This window comes from Candidatus Amarolinea dominans (assembly GCF_016704685.1).
Lineage (GTDB): Bacteria > Chloroflexota > Anaerolineae > SSC4 > Amarolineaceae > Amarolinea > Amarolinea dominans.
Map to the genome: position 1 here is coordinate 1 of NZ_JADIZS010000003.1, position 20,278 is coordinate 20,278.

Annotated in this window: 9 protein-coding genes and 1 pseudogene; 5 read left to right on the forward strand and 5 right to left on the reverse strand. The window is 63.1% G+C overall.

All coding sequences use genetic code 11. The annotated features are described in order from the left end of the window. The 3 genes and pseudogenes from IPF85_RS03000 to IPF85_RS03010 form a co-directional block, all read left to right on the forward strand. Positions 1 to 2,857, forward strand: a pseudogene (locus IPF85_RS03000) (DNA-directed RNA polymerase subunit beta); the annotation flags it as partial. Between the two features lie 78 nt (positions 2,858 to 2,935). Beyond that, positions 2,936 to 7,393 (forward strand): DNA-directed RNA polymerase subunit beta', encoded by a 4,458-nt coding sequence (locus IPF85_RS03005; RefSeq protein ID WP_343406588.1) that lies wholly within the window; start codon positions 2,936 to 2,938, stop codon positions 7,391 to 7,393. A gap of 264 nt (positions 7,394 to 7,657) precedes the next feature. Next, entirely contained in the window at positions 7,658 to 8,590 is a 933-nt protein-coding gene (locus IPF85_RS03010) for a hypothetical protein (protein WP_343406589.1), read from the forward strand. A 153-nt stretch (positions 8,591 to 8,743) separates the two neighbouring features. Here IPF85_RS03010 and IPF85_RS03015 read toward each other — a convergent pair whose 3' ends face one another. Further along, positions 8,744 to 9,151, reverse strand: coding sequence for a response regulator (locus IPF85_RS03015; protein ID WP_343406590.1), 408 nt, complete (start codon positions 9,149 to 9,151; stop codon positions 8,744 to 8,746). A gap of 392 nt (positions 9,152 to 9,543) precedes the next feature. Here IPF85_RS03015 and IPF85_RS03020 point away from each other — a divergent pair, with 392 nt between their 5' ends. Next, entirely contained in the window at positions 9,544 to 10,452 is a 909-nt protein-coding gene (locus IPF85_RS03020; protein ID WP_343406591.1) for a tRNA (adenine-N1)-methyltransferase, read from the forward strand. 107 nt (positions 10,453 to 10,559) lie between these two features. Here IPF85_RS03020 and IPF85_RS03025 read toward each other — a convergent pair whose 3' ends face one another. The 4 genes from IPF85_RS03025 to IPF85_RS03040 form a co-directional block, all read right to left on the reverse strand. After that, positions 10,560 to 12,668, reverse strand: coding sequence for a choice-of-anchor J domain-containing protein (locus tag IPF85_RS03025; RefSeq protein ID WP_343406592.1), 2,109 nt, complete (start codon positions 12,666 to 12,668; stop codon positions 10,560 to 10,562). 73 nt (positions 12,669 to 12,741) lie between these two features. Further along, positions 12,742 to 13,197, reverse strand: a complete 456-nt coding sequence (locus IPF85_RS03030; RefSeq protein ID WP_343406593.1) for an NUDIX domain-containing protein — start codon at positions 13,195 to 13,197, stop codon at positions 12,742 to 12,744. 77 nt (positions 13,198 to 13,274) lie between these two features. After that, the gene (locus tag IPF85_RS03035) at positions 13,275 to 14,099 is read right to left on the reverse strand and encodes a hypothetical protein (protein ID WP_343406594.1); all 825 of its coding nucleotides are present in this window, start codon (positions 14,097 to 14,099) and stop codon (positions 13,275 to 13,277) included. 168 nt (positions 14,100 to 14,267) lie between these two features. Then, positions 14,268 to 14,855, reverse strand: a complete 588-nt coding sequence (locus tag IPF85_RS03040; RefSeq protein ID WP_343406595.1) for a sigma-70 family RNA polymerase sigma factor — start codon at positions 14,853 to 14,855, stop codon at positions 14,268 to 14,270. A 242-nt stretch (positions 14,856 to 15,097) separates the two neighbouring features. On the opposite strand from IPF85_RS03040, the gene IPF85_RS03045 reads away from it, so the two are divergent. Continuing rightward, positions 15,098 to 20,014: a hypothetical protein gene (locus tag IPF85_RS03045; RefSeq protein ID WP_343406596.1), complete on the forward strand. Its 4,917-nt coding sequence runs from the start codon at positions 15,098 to 15,100 to the stop codon at positions 20,012 to 20,014. The last annotated feature ends 264 nt before the right edge of the window (positions 20,015 to 20,278 follow it).

Sequence of the window (20,278 nt, forward strand, 5' to 3'; positions counted from 1 at the left end):
GAGTTGATTCAGAATCAGCTGCGCATCGGCCTGCTGCGCATGGAACGCGTGGTGCGCGAGCGTATGAGTACGCGTGACCCGGAGCAGGTCACGCCGCTGGCACTGGTCAACATTCGCCCGGTGGTGGCTGCAACGCGTGAATTCTTCGGCGGCAGCCAGCTCAGCCAGTTCATGGATCAGACCAACCCACTGGCCGAGTTAACCCACAAGCGCCGATTGAGCGCCCTCGGACCTGGCGGTCTTCGTCGTGAACGCGCCGGCTTTGACGTGCGCGACGTTCACCACAGCCACTATGGCCGTATCTGCCCCATCGAGACGCCGGAAGGCCCCAACATCGGCTTGATCGGCTCGATGGCGACCTTTGCACGGGTCAATGAGTATGGTTTCATCGAAACCCCGTACCGCCGCGTCTTCAGCGCGGTGCCCAACCGCGCCGACAACCTGACGGGCCGAATCCTGCGCGAACGTCTGGTTGATCCCATCAGCAAGGATGTGATTGCCGAGCCAGAGACGGAAATTACCGCGGACATGGCTGAGTTGATCGCGTCTTATGCTGAGGCCTACAGCGAGGTGCGGGTCAAGTCCTTCGCCTCCACGAACGTCGTCTACGCAACGGCCGATGAGGAAGAGAGTTTTTCCATTGCGCAGGCCAGCGCCGCGCTCAATAGCCGTGGCGAGTTCCTCAACCCACGCATCGGCGCGCCACAGTAAGGATTTCCTGTTCGAGGTGCCGGAGCGTATCGAGTTCATGGACGTGTCGCCCAAACAGAGCGTCAGCGTGTCAGCCGCGTTGATTCCGTTCCTGGAGCATGACGACGCCAACCGCGCGCTGATGGGATCGAACATGCAGCGTCAGGCCGTTCCCCTGTTGCGCCCCGAAGCCCCCATCGTCGGCACCGGCATGGAATACCAGGCGGCCGTGGACTCTGGTCAGGTGGTGGTTGCCCGCAAACCGGGCGAGGTTACCAGCGTGACCGGTCGAGATGTGACGATCCTGGAAGAGGATGGCAGTCGCCGCGTCTACGCGCTGCGCAAATTCAACCGCTCGAACCAGTCCACTTGCATTGACCAGCGCCCTGTCGTCCGCAAGGGCCAGTGGGTGCGTGAGGGCGCCGTCCTGGCCGATTCAAGCTCGACGGAGGTCGGTGAACTGGCGCTAGGGCAAAATGTGCTGGTGGCCTTCATGAGTTGGGACGGCGGCAATTACGAAGACGCCATCCTGATCAGTGAACGCATGGTCATGGAAGACAAATATAGCTCCATCCACATCGAAAAGCATGAGGTGGAAGCGCGCGATACCAAACTGGGGCCGGAAGAAATCACCCGCGATATTCCCAACGTGGGTGAGGATGCACTGAAGGACCTGGACGAGGAAGGCGTGATTCGCGTCGGCGCCGAGGTGGGACCGGGCGACATCCTGGTCGGCAAGATTACACCGAAGGGTGAAACCGAACTGACGCCAGAAGAAAAATTACTGCGAGCCATTTTTGGCGAAAAGGCGCGTGAGGTCAAGGACTCCTCGCTGCGTCTGCCCCACGGCGAAAAAGGCAAAGTGGTAGACATCAAGGTTTTTGGCCGCGATGACTACCGCGACCTACCGGCAGGCGTGGAAAAAATGGTGCGCGTCAGTGTGGCACAACGGCGCAAGATCATGGAAGGTGACAAGATGGCCGGCCGTCACGGCAACAAGGGCGTCATCTCCAAGATCGTGCCAGTGGAGGACATGCCCTACCTGGAGGATGGCACACCGGTGGACATCATCCTCAACCCGTTGGGCGTGCCGGCCCGTATGAATATCGGTCAGGTGCTGGAAACCCACTTGGGCTGGGCAGCCGATCGCTTGGGCTTCCGCACCAACACCCCCGTTTTCGATGGCGCCAAGGAGCGCGAGATCGAGGCCGAACTGGCCCGTGCCTGGTTGATTGACCTGGCCTGGCGCGACGCCTCGCAGCGAGCCTGGCACTGGGTGGCGGCACAAGGTATCCCCGCCGAAGAGATCGAGGATGATGCCGATGCCCGTACCCGCTTCCTGATTGATTTCCTGTCGGAGCGCGGGTATGACCCGGAACTGGTGCTCAGAGATACGACCTTTGCACGTCGCGCCACGCTGCGCGAGTGGCTGAGAGATCAGGGGTATCATCCCGATGACGTTTTGATGTTCGAGGATGTGGCCTACAATCGCGACCTTCGCGACCGCGCGGACACCCAGGCCATTGATGTCTGCCTGCACGAATGGATCAAGTATTACGATCCAGACACCAGCCCGGGGACATTGGCCCTGTCGGAATTAGCCTTGCATGAGGCGGCCGAGCAGGTGAGCCTTAAAGTCGGCTGGCCCCTACCCACGACGGGCAAACAGGTGGTGCATGACGGCCGCACAGGTGATCGCTTCGACCGCCCAGTGACCGTGGGCATCATCTACATGCTCAAGCTGGCACACTTGGTCGAAGATAAGGTGCATGCCCGCTCTACCGGCCCGTACTCGCTGGTGACGCAGCAGCCGCTCGGTGGCAAGGCGCAGTTCGGCGGTCAGCGCTTCGGAGAAATGGAAGTGTGGGCGCTGGAAGCCTACGGCGCCGCGCACATCCTGCAGGAAATGCTGACGGTCAAATCGGACGACGTCACCGGGCGTGTGAAGACGTACGAATCAATTGTCAAGGGCGAGCCGATTGCCGCGCCGGGCGTTCCAGAATCGTTCCGCGTGCTGGTGAAAGAACTGCAATCGCTCGGCCTGTCGGTTGAGGTCATCAACGAGAAGGACGAGATCATCCAGTTTGGCAAGGAAGATACCGATGAGCGCCTGCCGAAGCTGGGATTTAGCCTGAGTTTACCGGGGCCAATGGCCGGACGCGACTGAGAAATGCTGCAGGCTGCGCGTCGAACGAACGGTTCGACGCGCGGTGTTCAGCGTTGCGCCTTTCGATAGGGGGTAACCGTGGAAGTAAACGATTTTGATGCGATTCGGATTAGTCTGGCGTCGCCGGAGCAAATTCGCTCCTGGTCACACGGGGAAGTCCTGAAGCCAGAAACAATCAACTACCGGACGCTGCGGCCCGAACGTGATGGATTGTTCTGTGAGAAAATTTTCGGTCCCACGAAGGACTGGGAGTGCTACTGCGGCAAATACAAGCGTGTGCGCTACAAGGGCATCAAGTGCGATAAGTGCGGCGTCGAAGTGCTGCCCAGCCGCGTGCGCCGCGAGCGCATGGGGCACATCGAGTTGGCCTCGCCGGTCAGCCATATCTGGTACGTCAAAGGTGTGCCCAGCCGGCTCGGCCTTTTGCTGAACATCTCGCCGCGCAACCTGGAGCGCGTGCTCTACTTTGCCCAGTTCATCATTACGCGGGTAGACGAGGAAGCGCGGGCGCGCATGATTCAGCGCCGCGACCGCGATCTGAATCTCAAACTGCAGCGCATGGAAAATGACCTGCAGACCAAGCTGGCCGATTATGAACATCGCCTGGCCGATGCCCTGACCCGCCTGGACAATGAAGAAGCGCGCCGCATCGGTGACATCGAAGATGAGATGGCGCGTAAGACCAACGAGGCGATGGGCACGGGCAGCCAGATTCAACGCCAATTGGAAGGCCAGATCGGCAAGATCGCGGCCGCGGCTGTGAACCTGCCCTGGCTGAGTGACGCCCTGGTGCCGGTCGGCGAGCCGATTGACCGCCACAGCCTGAATCGGCTGGGCGATAGTATGCAGCAGCGCCTGACCGAGATCAAGGAGTCCGGTGATCAGGACAAGGCGCAGATTGGTCTGCAGGCGGCTGCTCGGCGCGACCGCTTCCGCCATGAGGTGTCCGAGAAGAGCGAAGGTCAGCGCCGGGATGTGGAACGCGAAAAAGAAAAACTGCGCGTGACCCATGATCAGGATGCGGCCGAGATCAAGAGCATCAAGGAGCTTGATCTGCTGACCGAGACCCGCTACCGCGAACTACAGGAGCGCTGGAGCTCGCTGTTCGATGCCGCCATGGGCGCCGAAGCCATTCGCGATGTCGTGGCCCGCATTGACCTGAACAAGATGGCCAAGGAACTGCGCCACGAGATCCGCATCAGCAAGTCGAAGCAGCGCCGCAAGAAGGCAGCCAAGCGCCTGCGCGTGGCCGAATCGTTCCGCAAGTCGGGCAACCGGCCGGAGTGGATGATCCTGACCGTGCTGCCGGTCATCCCACCGGATCTGCGCCCGATGGTGCAGTTGGACGGTGGACGTTTCGCGACCAGTGACCTGAACGACCTGTATCGCCGCGTGATCAATCGCAACAACCGCTTGCGCCGCTTGCTGGAGCTGGGCGCGCCCGATGTCATCGTGCGCAATGAAAAACGCATGTTGCAGGAAGCCGTGGACAGCCTGATTGACAACGGGCGCCGTGGCCGGGCCGTCAGCCGCAGCGGTAAACGTAAGCTAAAGAGCCTGAGCGACATGCTCAAGGGCAAGCAAGGACGCTTCCGCCGCAACCTGCTGGGCAAGCGCGTGGACTATTCGGGCCGCTCTGTGATCGTGATCGGCCCCACGCTGGCCCTGCATCAGTGCGGTCTACCGAAGAAGATGGCCCTGGAGCTGTTCAAGCCCTTCGTCATGCGCAAACTGGTGGAAGCCAACTTCGCGCACAACATCAAGAGCGCCAAGCGCCTGGTGGACCGGCTCAGTCCGGAAGTGTGGGACGTGCTGGAAGAGGTGTCGTTGGAGCGGCCGGTGCTGCTCAACCGTGCGCCTACCCTGCACCGCCTGGGCATTCAGGCCTTCGAGGTGGTGTTGATCGAAGGTCATGCCATCCAGATTCACCCGCTGGTCTGCTCGGCCTTCAACGCTGACTTCGACGGCGACCAGATGGCCGTGCATGTGCCGTTGAGCGATGAAGCGGTGCGTGAGGCGCGCGAACTCATGCTGTCGTCACACAACCTGCTGAAACCGGCCAGCGGCGAGCCGATCGTCGGGCCGTCCAAAGACATGGTTCTCGGCATGTACTGGCTGACGGGTGAAAAGCCGGGCGTCAAGGGTGAAGGCAAGGCCTTCGGCAACATGGACGAGGTCAAGCTGGCCTATGACCTGGGCGCGGTGGATCTGCGTGCCAAAATCAGGCTGCGCTACCACGATTGGCTGCGCGACGTGTCCCTGGGCAACCTGCACTTGGGGCCGAAGGCGCACGCCGCGCTGGAAGCAGCCGGCGTCACCACAGCCGCCCAGGTGGTCGAGCTGATGCAGCAGGCGTCAAGCGGCCAGCCCTCGCCGGTGATCGGTCATACTGAGGAAATTCGCGCACATCTGCTGCGCCTGGGTGTGGCCGCCGAAGCCCCGCGGATGCATGGTCTCATCGAAACTACGGTTGGACGCGCGATATTCAATATGGAGCTGCCGCGCGAGCTGCAGTTCGTCAACAAAGTGATGGACAAAGGCTCGGTCAACACGGTGGTTGCCGACTGCTACCATCGCCTGGGTGTGCGTAAGACGGCCGACCTGGTGGACAAGATCAAGCAACTGGGCTTCATCTACGCCACCCGCAGCGGTATGACGATTGCGGTGAGCGACATCCAGGTGCCGGAAATCAAACAACAGATCATTCAGGACACCACCACCGAGGTCGAGAAGGCCGAGCGCCAATATCGCCGTGGCCTGATCACGGAAGAGGAGCAGTACAACCGCATCGTGGAGCTGTGGACGCGTGCCACCGATGACCTCACGCAGGCGGTGAAGCAGCAGTTGGATCCGCTGGAAGGGCTAGGCGCGATGGCTATCAGCGGCGCCACCAAGGGCGGTGTAACGCCCATTCGCCAATTGGCCGGTATGCGCGGCTTGATGGCCGACCCTTCAGGTCGTATCATTCCGCTGCCCATCCGTTCCAACTTCCGCGAGGGCCTGACCGCCCTGGAATACTTCCTGAGTACGCACGGCGCCCGCAAGGGTTTGGCCGACACCGCGCTGCGCACCGCCGACGCCGGTTATCTGACTCGCCGCCTGGTAGACGTGGCGCAAGATGTCATCATCAGCGTGGACGACTGCGGCACCGACGCCGGCATCTGGATCGAAGCCTCCGTGAGCAGGCTCATTGGCGAGGCGTTCGGTGATCGTCTCGTTGGGCGCTATGCGGCCGGGGCCATCCTGCATCCACAGACCGGGGATGTCATTGTGGAGAAGGGCCAGATGATTGACGAGGTGGCCGTATCGGCCGTTCTTGCGGCCAAGGTGCAGCGAGCCTATGTGCGCTCGCCCTTGATCTGCACGCTGACTTTCGGCCTGTGTGCCACCTGTTACGGGCGCGACCTGGCCCGTGGCGGCATCATCCGCCAGGGCGAGGCGGTCGGCATCATCGCGGCGCAGTCCATCGGCGAGCCGGGCACGCAGTTGACACTGCGCACCTTCCATACCGGTGGTGTCGCGGGCACCGAAGACATCACGCAGGGTCTGCCCCGTGTGGAGGAATTGTTCGAAGCACGCAATCCCAAGGGCGAGGCTGTCATTGCTGAGATTGACGGCAGTGTGGGCATCTATTGGGAGGGCGAGCAGCGCAAGCTGAAGGTGACGAACACCAAGCTGTTGTCGCAAGAACGTGACATTCCACGCCACTTCCGCCTGGCGGTCGGTGACAGCGATCGCGTGCAGGCCGATACGCCGCTGGCTGTGGCTGTGAATGAGCAAACGGGCGAGCCGATCAACATCACGGCCGGGCTGGATGGTCACGTTTTCATCGAGGAAACCGATGACGGCTGGCGGGCGGTGGTGCGCCGCGAGGAAACTACGGTCTGGGAAAAGGCCATTCCGCCGAGCGCACGTCTGCGCGTGGACAAGGGCGACGTGGTGAAATCGGGTCAGCAGTTGACCGAAGGCGCCAAGAACCCCAAGGAAGTGCTGCGCATTCAGGGCCGCGACACCTGCCAGCTCTACCTGGTGGAAGAGGTGCAGAAGGTGTACCGCTCACAAGGCGTGAACATCCACGACAAGCACATCGAGGTGGTCGTGCGCCAGATGATCCGCAAGGTTCGGGTGCGCGCGACAGGCGATACCGAGTTCCTGCCGGGTGAGTTGGTTGACCGCTTCAAGTTCGACGAGGCGAACCAACGCCTGATCGAGCGCGGACGCACCCCGGCGCGTGGTGATACGGTGCTCCTGGGCGTCACCAAAGCCTCCTTGAACACGGAAAGCTTCCTGGCCGCGGCCTCCTTCCAGGAGACGACACGCGTGCTGACGGAAGCGGCCGTGCGCGGGGCGCAGGATGATCTGCGCGGCCTGAAAGAGAATGTCATCATCGGCAAGCTGATCCCGGTGGGCACCGGCTTCGAGAAGCGCCGCCAGCGCGTGCGCACCGAAGGGCACGATGTGGGCCGCGAAGAAGCCGCCCTGGCCGAGCGTGGCCTGGCCGCCGAGCATGGCGACGTGGAAGCCGATCCTGATTGAGCGACTAGCCGGGCGCTGGCATGAGCCGGCGCGGCAGTAACCGGTTTTTGTACGAGAGAACGGGAGATCAGCCCTGGCTGGTCTCCCGTTTTGTTTGGGAAGAGGGCAAACCTCACCATACGTGCCGCAACCATTCACATTTTTTTCACAGGGGAGTTGCCGACGCAATTTGGCAATTCACGCAACTAGGCACAATCGGCTGAGTGTGCTAGAATACGTTCACTCGTTCCACTTTCCCCTGCGTTCATGTTAGGAGGTATGCACATGCGTAGAACTACTCGGTCTCTGTTGGTCCTCGGTCTCGTGCTGCTGCTGACTCTGTTCAGCGTCTCGCTGATGGCAGCCCAACCGAGCGCGCCCGTCTCGGATGACGGCCCCACCCTGGCAGGCGTCAACGCACCGCCGACTCAGCGCGTCGGCCCTGGCCCCAGAAGCCCCTACAGCGATCTCTTCGACAATGGCCCCCTGGTCAACAGCCCAGGCACCGGCCCCGGCGGCAGCGACGAGAGCATCGCGCTGAACGTCACCGTGGGTCTGACCAGCCGTGGCTTCAACGCATCGGCCAGCGGCCTCTTCCGTATCTCTGACGATTTCGCCATTCCCAGTGGGGCGAGTTGGCAGATCACCGGGGTTCGCCTATACGTTTACATGGGGGGATCGCCCACTTCGCCCAGCCCATTCACGGCAGTCAATTACCAGATCTGGAACGGCCCGCCCAGCGACCCCGGCAGCACCGTGGTCTTTGGCGACACTACCACCAACCGCCTGGTGAGTTCAACCTGGGCCAACATGTACCGCCGCCAGGAGTCCACTCCGACCGACTACACCCGTCCCGTTTTCGTACTCAACAACAGCGCCGGGGTGACGCTGGCGCCAGGTCACTACTTCATTGACTGGCAGGTGGACGGAGACATCAACTATACCGGGCCCTGGCAGCCGCCGGTGACGATTGACGGGCAGACCACTACGGGCGATGCCCAGCAGATGGTCAGCGGCGTCTGGCAGCCGGTTGTGGATGCCGGCCTGCAGACTCCCCTCGGTGCGCCCTTCGTCATCGAAGGCACGGTAGTCAATCCCACGGCCGTCGAACTGAGCAGCCTGCGGACCGACAGCACTCCCAGCCTGTCCTGGCTGCCCCTGACAATCCTGGCTCTGTTGGCCGCCGGCCTCACTCTGCGTCGCCGCCTGGTGCGCTAACAATTCGTATCAACGCCGGACTTGGGCGACAAACCGGGTCCCTGGTTGAATCGAAAAAAAATAACAGGGCGTGGCATCTGTGTTGATGCCACGCCCTGTTGTGTGATCGTTACAAAGCGGGCGACTGCACATCGCGGCAACGATGACGCAAACCTAGGTGCGTTCGACAACCGGCTGACTCCGCTCAGACAAAACCCGCCCGATCGTCCCGATCAAATCGTGCATGAAAAACGGCTTGGTGACGTATGCCTGCGCCCCCGCCACGTGCAGACCATAATCACGGTCCTGGGCCAGGGCTTTGGCCGTCAGAATGATCACCGGCATGTGCTGCAGCGCAGCGTCCGCCCGGATACGCCGCAGCACCTCCCAGCCGTCCATCCCTGGCATCATCAGATCCAGCAGCACCAGGTCGCATGGCTGCTGCCTGAGCAATTCCAACCCCGCTGGGCCATCAGCGGCTGTGAGCATGTCGTAGTCCTGGCGTGCCAGAATCAAGCGCACCAGTTCGACAATCTCCGGTTCATCTTCGATATAGAGAATCGTTACCCTATTTTCGCTCATCAACAAGTGCCTCCGCTTTTGACGCCGTCCACGATGCATGAATACTGTGAGCGTCACCCATTGGGAACCTGCGCGCCCTGGCGATGCTGCGGGCAAGACGCCCGCGCGCCCAGCCTGTGACGCTCTCGGAGGGTGCATTTCAGTCCTGGGGCACAGCCCACGCAGGTGGGCTTCGCAGTCGTTGCAGCGACTTGCAGTCGCCGGGCCTGCCCCCAATTTGAAATGCACCCCTCTCCGGATGTTCAATTGCAGCGCAGCGCTGCCCGCGGTATAATCGGTGCTCCCGTTCTCCTGGGGTTACAAACCAAAATCCCCTCAGAAATTCGTTTTCGGCGAGAGAGCGATTTCTGACAACGAATTTTGCCGACAACAGAGCAAAGGGAGCAACTACCTTGTCCGCACTCGCCCAGTCCAACGATCTTGTCTTGCTTGTCAGCGAGGACGAGAAACGCTACCTGGTTCGCCTCAAAGCCGGCTCGATTTGGCATTCTAATCGCGGTCGTCTCCCGCACGACGCCCTCATTGGGCAGCCGTTTGGGCAAACCGTGCAGACCCTCATCGGGCGCCCGCTGCTGATGCTGGAACCGACAACATACGATCTGATCTCGCTGCTCAAACGCGTCACGCAGATCATCTTTCCCAAAGATGCGGCCCACATCCTCATGCGCCTCAACCTGTTTCCGGGCCGCCGCGTGTTGGAGGCGGGCACCGGCAGCGGCGGTTTGACGCTGGCCCTGGCGCGGGCCGTCATGCCCAGCGGCCATGTCTACACCTACGAGATCAAGCCGGAGACCTTCACCCTGGCCAAGCGCAACCTGGAAAGCCTCGGCCTCTTGCCCTACGTCAGCCTGCAGCAGCGTGACGTGACCGTCGCCGGCTTCGACGAACAGGATGTGGATGCCTGTTTTCTTGATCTGCGCGAACCCTGGGCGACCCTGCCCGCTGCCGTGACTGCTCTGAAGACCGGCGGCATCTTCGGCAGCCTGGTGCCCACCACGAACCAGGTTGAAGAGATGCTGCGCGCCCTGCAAACACACGGCTTCAGCGATATCACCGTGGAGGAGCTGCTGCTGCGCAGCTACAAACCAGTGCCCGACCGCCTGCGCCCCGCCGACCGCATGGTGGCCCACACAGGCTACCTGATCTTTGCGCGCAAACTGGCAGAAGGTGAAGCGCATCGCTGGCGACCGCGTGAGCAGAAACGCTATGCCGGGCGCCTGGCGGCCCTGGCCGGCCCGGTCACTACATCCCCCGACAATGACCTGGCCGACGCTGACGACGCCGAGTTGGCGACGCTTTGACTTTGCCGGCCAAATCGTGCTGACCCCTGTCTTGCGACGGGGGTCAGCATTTTTTGTTATCCGTTACATCCGTCAAACTCCAAGCCGGCTTCGTGACCCGACTGAGTCTATTGCTGCCGCACCTCGAAGTTGTACGAGGCCGGTTCCGTTGTGACCGGGGCGATGGCGCTGACGATCAGGTAGGCCACCTTGCCATTGTTGCCAATGGCCGGCACGACGAGCGAGCCGCGACCATCTGCACCGACCTCCATCACCGACACCTTGACGCCTTGACGATCCTGTTCCACCACCTGAATCAGCCAGCGCTGGGTCAGCACGTTATCGGTGCGCAGCCAACCCTTGCTGATCCAGCCCCCGTCGCCATCTTCGACATCACTGCTGTAGTTGAGTTCAGGGATGCTGATATCATCGAGCAGAATGCCCGGCTCATTAGCCGCGTCGTCGGTAATGTACTGGAAACGCACCTGCACCTGCTGGCCTGCATACGCGCTCAGGTCAATGCTCTCCTGCACCCATTCCGGTGCGCGTCCGCCGCCGCTGACGCCGGTGTAGCCTGCGCCGAAGCTGTTGCCGTTCGGATTTGTGGTCACACTATAACGACCTGCCAGAATGGTCCAGGTCGCGCCCGCGTCGGTCGAGGTTTCGACATAGGCATAGTCGAAGTCTTCTTCCAGGTCGTACCAGGCCCAGAAGTCCAGCGTCGCGTTCTTGACCCCACTCAGGTCGAAGTCGTGCGTCAGGGTGGCGTCGCTATCATCGGTGCGATTGCCCCACCAGGTGAAGGCGCCGCTGTGAGGCTCTGCATCCACCAGGCCAACGGTGGTGCTGCCGCTGAAGTCAATCGTCACATCACCGCTGCCCTTCAGCGCAAAGTAGTCGGCGGCATACTGAGAAACCTGACCGCCATCTTCGACGGCCGGGTAGCGCCGGAAGCTGGCCTCAAGGCTGACCTCACCGGGGTCTGCGGATTGATAGCCAAAACGGCCATTATGCACGGACGGATCATCGAGCAGATTGGCGACAATCCAATCGGCAAAGACGGCATCAAAGTTGGCGCCGGTGTTGTTGGCAGTCAACACGTCGTCGAAGCCGGCAATGCCGTTGAGACCCGATGCAACCAGCGAGCGCGTCATCTCTTCACCGAACTGCTCCAGGAAATAGGCCATGAACAGATACGCGCTGCCGTAGTGCGGGGCGTTGGTGCCAGGCTCGGAACCCCAGGTGGTCAACTGCGTGTCCGGGTTGGCCGTGAAGGCGCGGTCGGCGCCGCCCGGATCGAAATCGTTGAGCGCCGAGGCAAGCTCGGACGAGCCTTCGTTGACCCACGTCTCTTCATTGCGGTCGTTGTGCCAGTGGATCATGTGCTGGAACTCGTGCGCCAGGGTCCCATCGTAGAAATCGGTGCCTGGTTCGTTGTTATCAATGTTGATGTAGAACATCTCCTTCTCGTTGGAGAAGGGTTGGGCCTTGCGCGAGAATTCATCCGCGGAGGAGTAATAACCGGCAATGCTGTCGCCCAGGTCGCTGGCGTGCAGAATGTGCAGATGCACGTCGTTGTCAACGCCTGGCGTCCATTCGCTGCCGAAAAACTCCCGATTGGTGGGATAGGTCTTGGCCTCGAACAACTCGGCCGAACGTTCCAGGCCGTCTTGATTGACACGTTGGTCCTTTTCAACCCACATGAAAAGGTGTGGCGTCTCATAGCGCAGCTCGGCCTCGATCTCGAAGTGGCGGTTGTCATCCACATTGCTCACCGTGAAGGTGGCGACATCGCCCACCTCGAACACGGGTGGCGTTGAATTGACGGTTTCGGGAATGTCACCGATACCCGGACGCAACTGCATGGCCAGCAAGCGCAGATCACGCTCTGGCACGTTGACTTCTCGCAGCAGGCGCTCGGTCTCCGAACCGGTATCGGAACTGGAGACGGTTGGGCGCGGTGTACCCGCGACCGCGGTGGACCGCGCCGGCGGGGTGGAGGTGACACGCGGCGTGCGCGGGGTGGGCGTGCCGGCCACACGGGTGAACTCAACCACCGGCGTGGACCAATCGCTGATATTGGATTCACCCATGAAATTGAAGAAGATGGTGCCGCCGGCAATCAAGGCCAGGCAGCAGCAGCACAGAAAGATGGCCGCGGCGCCCAGGACGATCCACAGCGTGCGCTGTGAAGAGGGCGTGGCCGGGGCTGATTCAGGCAGTGGAAATTGACTCATCCGTTGGGAACTCCTCGTTGCGTGATAATTGACTGACTTGATGGATTGGATCAGAGGTGTGCGCTTGGTCCCATCACCTGGTATGCACCAATCCTTCGTCCCCGCGATCCAACCAGGCGCGGGCACGACGCACAAACTCGCGTTCTGTCTCATAAGAGAGATGAACCACGGCTTCGTCGAGCTTGAGCCAGCCAGGTTCAAACTGAAGCTCATGGGCGTCACGCGCGACCTGGCGCGGGCTGCCAAGTCGAAACAGGAAATAAAACTCCTGGCGCATCACATGTTGATTCTTCTCTGGTAAATCGAATTCGACCACCTGTACGCCCAAGCTTGTGATCAACTGCAAATCGGCGTACCCTGACTCCTCTCGGATTTCGCGTGCCGCTGCGTCTTCCAACAGCTCACGCGCTTCGACATGCCCCTTGGGTAGGCGGATTTCGTTGTTGCGCGAACGGTAGAGTACGAGGATGGCACCCTGTTCATCCAACACCACACCGCCCGCCGCGTCGTAGGATACGCGTCTTCTCACAAGTCATTCCTCATGCTCACGACTCCTTACGGCTCCGTCTTACGGCTCCGTCGGCGCTCGGCAAGTCCGGGATACAGCTAAGGCACTGGCTGCCCCACCGCAAACGGATAGGGCGATTCGGGGAACGGCGCCGACCAACATTCCTGATCCAGGGGCAGGACGCCGCCGCCAATCGTCAGCGCGCCGGTGGCATCCAAGTCAATATAGACGCGACGCCACGGTACATAGAAAAAGGTGTAGCTGCGCAGGCAAACGCGCCATTCCGGCCCTGTGGGCGGCGGCAGGCCGGGCGCATCGGGCTGCAAACGTTGGGGCAGACGCCGCACATCCTCCAGCGCCAGACGCTGAATTCGCCAGTCCAGGCCGCCCAGCGCCCGCGCAGCCAGGCGTTTGGCATTGATCCCCAGACGCTGCGCATCACCACGCACGGCCGGCTCCGGCGGCGCGGCGTAGCGCGGAATCAACGACCACAGGCCAACCACAACCGCAGTGATCAGCAGCACCTTGCGCCAGGCATATGCCGGCGGCAGGCGCCAGTTCCGCTCGGCCGCACTCCAAAGGGCTGCCACCAGGAGCAGCAGCAGGCCATGAAACAGAAAGTTGATCCCCAGCCCGATCGGGCTGACCGTCCACGTGCCATGCATGGTGCTGAGCGCCGTTGGCACCGGGTAGCCGCGCCAGCCGGCGCACAATTCAGGGCATCCTGCCAGATAGTCCGGCACTTCGAACAACTGACCCGCCGACCAGGTGAATAACCCCGCCAACGCCAGCGCCAATGCCAGCCCATAGCCCCAACGTCGGCTGCGCTCACGCCACCAGATGATCAAGAGCAGCAGCGCAACCAGGCCTGCCAGCATCACCAGAAAAACAGTGGTTTGCGATTGCAGCCACGTCGGCGTCATACGCGACCTTTGCCAAAAACAATGGGTGCATTAGAGTTTATGCACAATAGTGTGAACAAACTCTATTTTACGCTAAAGTGCGGGACTTGCCAAACAGTGGAAGGGTGATGAGGAGTCGCCCGGCGGTTCAAGCCGCGGCGGGTACACAAACAGCGCGGATGCCCGGCATCAGGAATAGGCCACCCGGGGCGCCAGGCTGAAGTTGGGCAGAACGAGGCGATCGCGCAGGCGGGCGCGCCCGCGCGCGATGCGGGATTTGACCGTGCCCAGAGGGATGCCGACCAGGTCGCTGATCTCGTGGTAGTTGTAGCCCTCGATATCGCTCAGCACAATCACCAGGCGCTGGTCATAGGGCAGATCGGCAATGGCCGTTTCGATCTGATGGCGCAATTCCCGGCGCAGCGCGTGATGCTCAGGCCCCTCGCCCGGGTCAATCATGATCGTGGCACGTTCGGGCTGTTCTACCAGGCTCTCCAGCGAGGTGACGGGGCGCCGGCGCATGGCGCGCAGGCGATCATAGCAAGTGTTGATGACAATGCGCAGCAGCCACGCCTTGAAAGAGCCACCCCGATACTGGTCGAGCTTGCGGTAGGCTTTCACAAACGCATCCTGGGTGGCATCCGCGGCCAGATCGGAATCGCTCAGCACCCGGCGGGCCACGCTGTAGGCCAGGGTTTGATACGTTGTCACCAGTTGGTTGAACGCGTGTAATTGGCCTGCACGCGCCGCCACGATCAGTTTTTGCTCGTCTAACATACGCCACACTCGCAGGAAATGGATTGAACGATGGTCAGGTCTCAGTCGGGAAGGGCACGGGCGGATTGGCTCACGCTGTCACCCTGATTATGCCATCGCGGCGCCGGCAGCACATCCGGCGGATTATTCAGGGTTCTCTACGCCGTTTGGCTGAGAAAGACCGGGGAAAGTAGCGCAGACCGCACACCCTGCCACGGCCGGTGTGGTATAATACGCGGACTGACCATCAACGAGAGAAACCTATGCGTAACGCCCTACTTTGCCTCTTGGCAGCCCTACTCCTAACCCTTTCGACCAACGCCAGCGCCGGAGTACCCTATCCGGTCGTCACCCTGAGCAAAACCGTCTCGCCCAACTCCGTGGCGCCCGCCGCGGCCGTGACTTACAACATCACCTTGACCAACAGCGGTGACGTGGCCGCCAACGATGTCAGCGTCACCGACATGCTGCCCGCCGGTTTCAGCTACCGCGCGGGTACCACGCGCATCTACCGCAACGGCGTCCTCATTCGCTCGTCTGACCCCAACGTCAGCGGCCGCAGCCTGACCTGGAGCGGGCTGACTGTGCCTGCGCGGCGCGGAGACAGCTTCTACGGCATCAACACCTTTGTCCAGGAAAACTGTAACATCAACACGATCACCTGGCAGTTGGACCGCGCGCGCGAACTGATGGGGTACCATGCCCTGGCCAAGCAGTTCTTCTACGGCATCACCAATAACACCGGCGGCCCCGAATCGTGCTGGCTGGATTATGTCAACGCCGCTTATGACCGGGGCTTCGATGTGCTCCTGCGCCTGCAAGGCACGCACGATGGGGCCAATTGGGTCAAGCCACAAGCGGACTGGGCCGGCAATTACAGCAGCGTGGCACAGGCGTTTCGCCGCGTGGTCGCGGGGCTGCCCCGGCGCGACGGATTCACGCTCTACATCCAACTCTGGAACGAGCCAAACCTGAACCTGGAATGGAGCGGCGCGGCCAATGCCACCGAATACGCCCAATTCCTGGAGCAGGCGGCCGGCGCGATCCGCTCCATCGGCGATAGCCGCATCCGCATCGTCAACGGGCCGCTCTCGCCCGGCGGCAACATCAGCCCGGTGACCTTCATCAATCAGATGTTCACGGCCGCGCCCAACGCCCGCTGGGCCTTCGATGTCTGGGGCACGCACCCCTACCCATCCAATCACCCACCGGAGTACAACGTGCATCGTGGCACCGCCGGTCAGCCGCAGGCCACCATTGACACTTACCTGCGCGAACTGAACGCCCTGGCCACCTGGGGTCGTCGCGACGTGGATGTGATTCTGTCTGAGACGGGCTACCAGCTCGGTGACGGCATGTTCACCTGGGAAGGCTACCCGATCATCACCGAAACCAACCGCGCCGATTACATCACGCGGGCCTTTCGCGACTACTGGCAGGGTTGGGCCGAGGTGCAGGCCGTGGCCCCCTTTGAATTGAATGACCCCAGCGGTGGCTGGGCGGTCTGGGATTGGATCTCAGCCAACGGTACCCCGCACACGCAGTTCACCAGCGTGCGCGGTCTGGACAAAACCAGCCCCTACGCCAGCGCCAGCCTGGTCATCAGCTTTGGGGCCAACGCGGCCAGCAGCGGCGGCGCCTACTACAACGATGTCAGCGCCACCAGTTCCAACACCACGATTGCGCCGCACACCCAGGTGGCGCCGGTCATCGTGCGCCAGCCAACGCCGACGCGCACGCCGACGAGAGCCGCCACGCCCACCGTGACACCGACACCCTCGCACACCCCCACCCTGACCCTCACGCCGACGGTCACCAACACACCGACCAGGTCGCCGACGCCCACGGCGACGCCAACGCACACGCCCACCGCCTCCGCGACGCCGACGCGCACACCCACCGTCACGCCAACAGCAACCCCCACCGCGACGCCGACGCGCACGCCGACAGCAACCCCCACCGCGACGCCCACGCGCACGCCCACCGCGACCAACACCGCGACGCCAACGCGCACGCCCACCGCGACCCACACCGCGACGCCCACGCGCACGCCCACCGTCACGCCAACGCCCACGCTGACCTCCACCGCCAGCCAGACACCAACCGCCACGCACACCCCGACCATGACGCCAACGCCAACGGGCACCGTGCCGACTGCAACCCCCACGCCGACACTGACGCCGACGCCGCTTCCCACGGCCACGCCCAGCGCAACCCCCAGCGCAACACCAACGGATACCCCCACCTCGACTCCCACCGCAACCCCTACGGCCTCGCCGACCGCCACCCACACGCCGACCGCTTCGCTGACTCCCACGGTCACCCACACGCCGACGTTTACGCCAACGGGTACCAACACACCGACGTTTACGCCAACCGGTACCGACACCCCAAGTGCGACGCCGACGCCGACGCCAAGTCCAACGCCGACGCCGACGATCACGCCGACGGCTTCACCGACACGCACCGCCACCCCCACGCGCACCCCCACCCACACGCGCACCGCCACGCGCACGCCGACGATCACCCCAACGCCAACGGCCAGCGCCACGCCGGTGGGCGTGCTCGGCATTCTGCGCGTGGGGCAGGAGCCGCAAGGGCTGGCATTGGATGGCGCCGGGCGCCGGCTGTTTGTGGCGAACGGTCTCAGCGGCAATGTGTCCGTGGCCAACCTCGACACCAACCAGATCGTGGCCACATTGGGCCTGGGCGGCGCCGCGGGGCCGGTGGGGCTTGATTTCGACCCGGCGCGCCAACGCCTGTATGTGGCCGCCCGTTTCAGCGATGTCCTGGTGGCCGTGGACGCGCCGCCGGGCCTCACGGGCGAAATCGTGGGGGCGGTCCTGGTGGGCGTCAGCCATCAACCGGTCGCGGCCGCGGTCGAAGTCATCAGCGGGCAAGTGCTCGTCGTTGGCGCCGGTGACAGTTCCCTCGCGCTCGTAGACGGGGCGGCCGTTACTCTGACGGAGATTCGACGCATCGGCAGCGGGCCGCTGGCGATTGCGCGGCATGACACCGCGCCCAGCTTTCTCATCCCCCATCGCCTGGATGACACCGTGGGCGTCTACGACGAACGGGGATATTTGCGCTTTCTGATCCCAGTCGCCGGCGGGCCGATCAGCGTGGCAGTGGACAGCGTGCGCCAGCGCGCCTATGTGGCCGCCCAGGATGGCTTCGCGATCGCGGTGATTGACCTGGTCAACGCCGCGGTGGTCAACACCGTGCCGCTCAACTGTATGCCAGGCGCCGTGGCCGTCAATCCCAACAACGGTCGTTTCTTCGTCGTCTGCCCAGACGAGCGCGCCGTTCACTTCTTCCAGGGTGGCGCCGACGCCTGGCTCTACTGGCTGCCGGTGGGGAATGACCCCAGCGCCATCCTGCTCGATCCGTCCACCAACCGACTCTATGTCAGCAACCGCGCCGATGACACGGTCACGATCTTGCAGGACGAAGGGCCGGTGGCAACGCCGACGCCCTACCCTACCGTGTCGCCAACCAGCGGCAGCACGTCAACCATGACACCAACCCCCACGAGTACCCCTGGCCCCAGCGCCACACCGACAGCCACGCGCACTCCCGGCCCCACGCCGACACCGACGCCGACCGCCACGGTCACGCCCACGCGTACCCCCGGCCCCACGGTGACGCCGACCGCCACGCGCACCCTTGCTCCCAGCGCTACGCCAACGCTCACGCCAACGCCCACGCCGTTTGGGTCTTGCACAGCCCAGCCGGATACCTTCGAGCCGGACGACACGCCGTCCGCTGCGCCGCCCACGTTTCCTGGCCCCTACACGCAGTTGCACAGCTTTCATCGGGCCGGCGACGCGGATTGGAGTCGCGTCGAGGTGCAGGCCGGGGTCATCTATCGCCTGCAGACGCACCTGCTCGGTACCCTCGGCGACACGCGGCTGGAGCTGTGGAACGAAAGCCTGAACATCCTGCTGGCCGAGAACGATGATTGGATCCTCTCCGCGCCCGACTCCCTGATCCAGTGGGTCGCGCCCTGGACCGGCGCCGTGTACGTACAAGTGGCGCAAGCTCACGGGCAAGGCGGCTGCGACAGTGATTACACCTTCCAGATCACCACGGTCACGCCCAACTTCGTGCCACTCATGCTGCAGGCGCCAGCCGCCGAATTGCGTGGCGAGATGATGACCCCAGCGCCAGCCGCCGAATTGCGTGGCGAGATGATGACCCCAGCGCCAGCCGCCGAATTGCGTGGCGAGATGATGACCCCAGCGCCGTCCGCCGAATTGCGTGACCAGGATGCGGCGCCGACGCTCGACGAGCCGACCTTCAGCCACGCCGTGGTTGCCGTCAATCCCGTGGATGGGAGCCGTATCCTGGGGTCCGGGCGCACCCTCATCATCGGGGACGCCGCCGGAACCGCGCGCCAGCAGATTGAGCTGCCCGGCGATCTCGTGGCCCTGGCCGTGGACGCCAACGGCCAGAATATCTTTGCCAGCACGTGGGCTGCGCCAGGCGCTGCGCCCAACCACCTGGGCACGGGTGGCCGCTTACTGCGCCTGGACGCCCGCAGCGGCGCGGTGCAGGCCATCTCTGCGCCATTGGCACGCTTGGGCGGGTTGGGGTTGGCGGGTTCGCAGGTATGGCTGGCCGAGACCGGCGCCGATCGCCTGCTCAGGCTGGACGCCACGACCCTGGAGGTGGTGCAAACCATCCACCTGGCGCCGGCGCCGTGGGTCGTGGTGGTCAATCCGGTCGCGGCGCGCGTTTATGTGGCCCTGGCCGGCAGCGATGAAGTGGCCCTGCTCGATGCCAACCGCGGTGACCTGGTCAGCCGGGTAGCCGTGGGAGGCTTCGGTCATCCCCTGGCGCTGGCCGCAGATGTGGCCGGAGGGCGCCTGGCGGTGCTCTTCTGGCGCGGGCCACACTACGGCGAAGTGGCCTGGCTCGATGGCGCGACCGGGACGCCGATTGGCGCCCTGCTGCCCACGATCACCCACCCGCTGGCTGGGGCGCAGGCGCTGGCGTTCGATCCGGGCACGGGCGAACTGCTCATCAGCGATCGGGCAGGCATACAACGCTTCGCGGCGGCCGACGGGCGCTTCCTCGGCAGCCTACCGGCGCCGCTGGTCACATCGCCGTTTGGCCTGGCCCTGGACGCCGGCCGGCAGCGCATCGTGAGCGGGGTCGCGATCCATCCCATCCGCTAACCCAGGCAAGCCAGAACAAAATAGGACGGTCTCCGCCATGAATTGGCCCCATTGTTTTCGTGCCATTCGTAGCAGGAGAGTCTGTGCTCCCTGTGCAAGAAGTCAACGCTCCGGCCGCAAGCCGCACGTTGCGGGCGAGACGCCCGCGCTCCCAGGGCGAAACGGACGTACTCCGGCCGCAAGGCTTGGCGTTTTGGGTGTTCACCGATATAATTACGGGGAAGCCCTCCGTAGCCAGTTCGTAGGGAGGGCATTGGCTCTCAG

Coding starts and splice junctions, on each gene's coding strand:
- IPF85_RS03040 (WP_343406595.1), bottom strand. CDS start 14,855: ATGTTAGACGAGCAAAAACTGATCGTGGCGGCGCGTGCAGGCCAATTA.
- IPF85_RS03025 (WP_343406592.1), bottom strand. CDS start 12,668: ATGAGTCAATTTCCACTGCCTGAATCAGCCCCGGCCACGCCCTCTTCA.
- IPF85_RS03010 (WP_343406589.1), top strand. CDS start 7,658: ATGCGTAGAACTACTCGGTCTCTGTTGGTCCTCGGTCTCGTGCTGCTG.
- IPF85_RS03045 (WP_343406596.1), top strand. CDS start 15,098: ATGCGTAACGCCCTACTTTGCCTCTTGGCAGCCCTACTCCTAACCCTT.
- IPF85_RS03035 (WP_343406594.1), bottom strand. CDS start 14,099: ATGACGCCGACGTGGCTGCAATCGCAAACCACTGTTTTTCTGGTGATG.
- IPF85_RS03015 (WP_343406590.1), bottom strand. CDS start 9,151: ATGAGCGAAAATAGGGTAACGATTCTCTATATCGAAGATGAACCGGAG.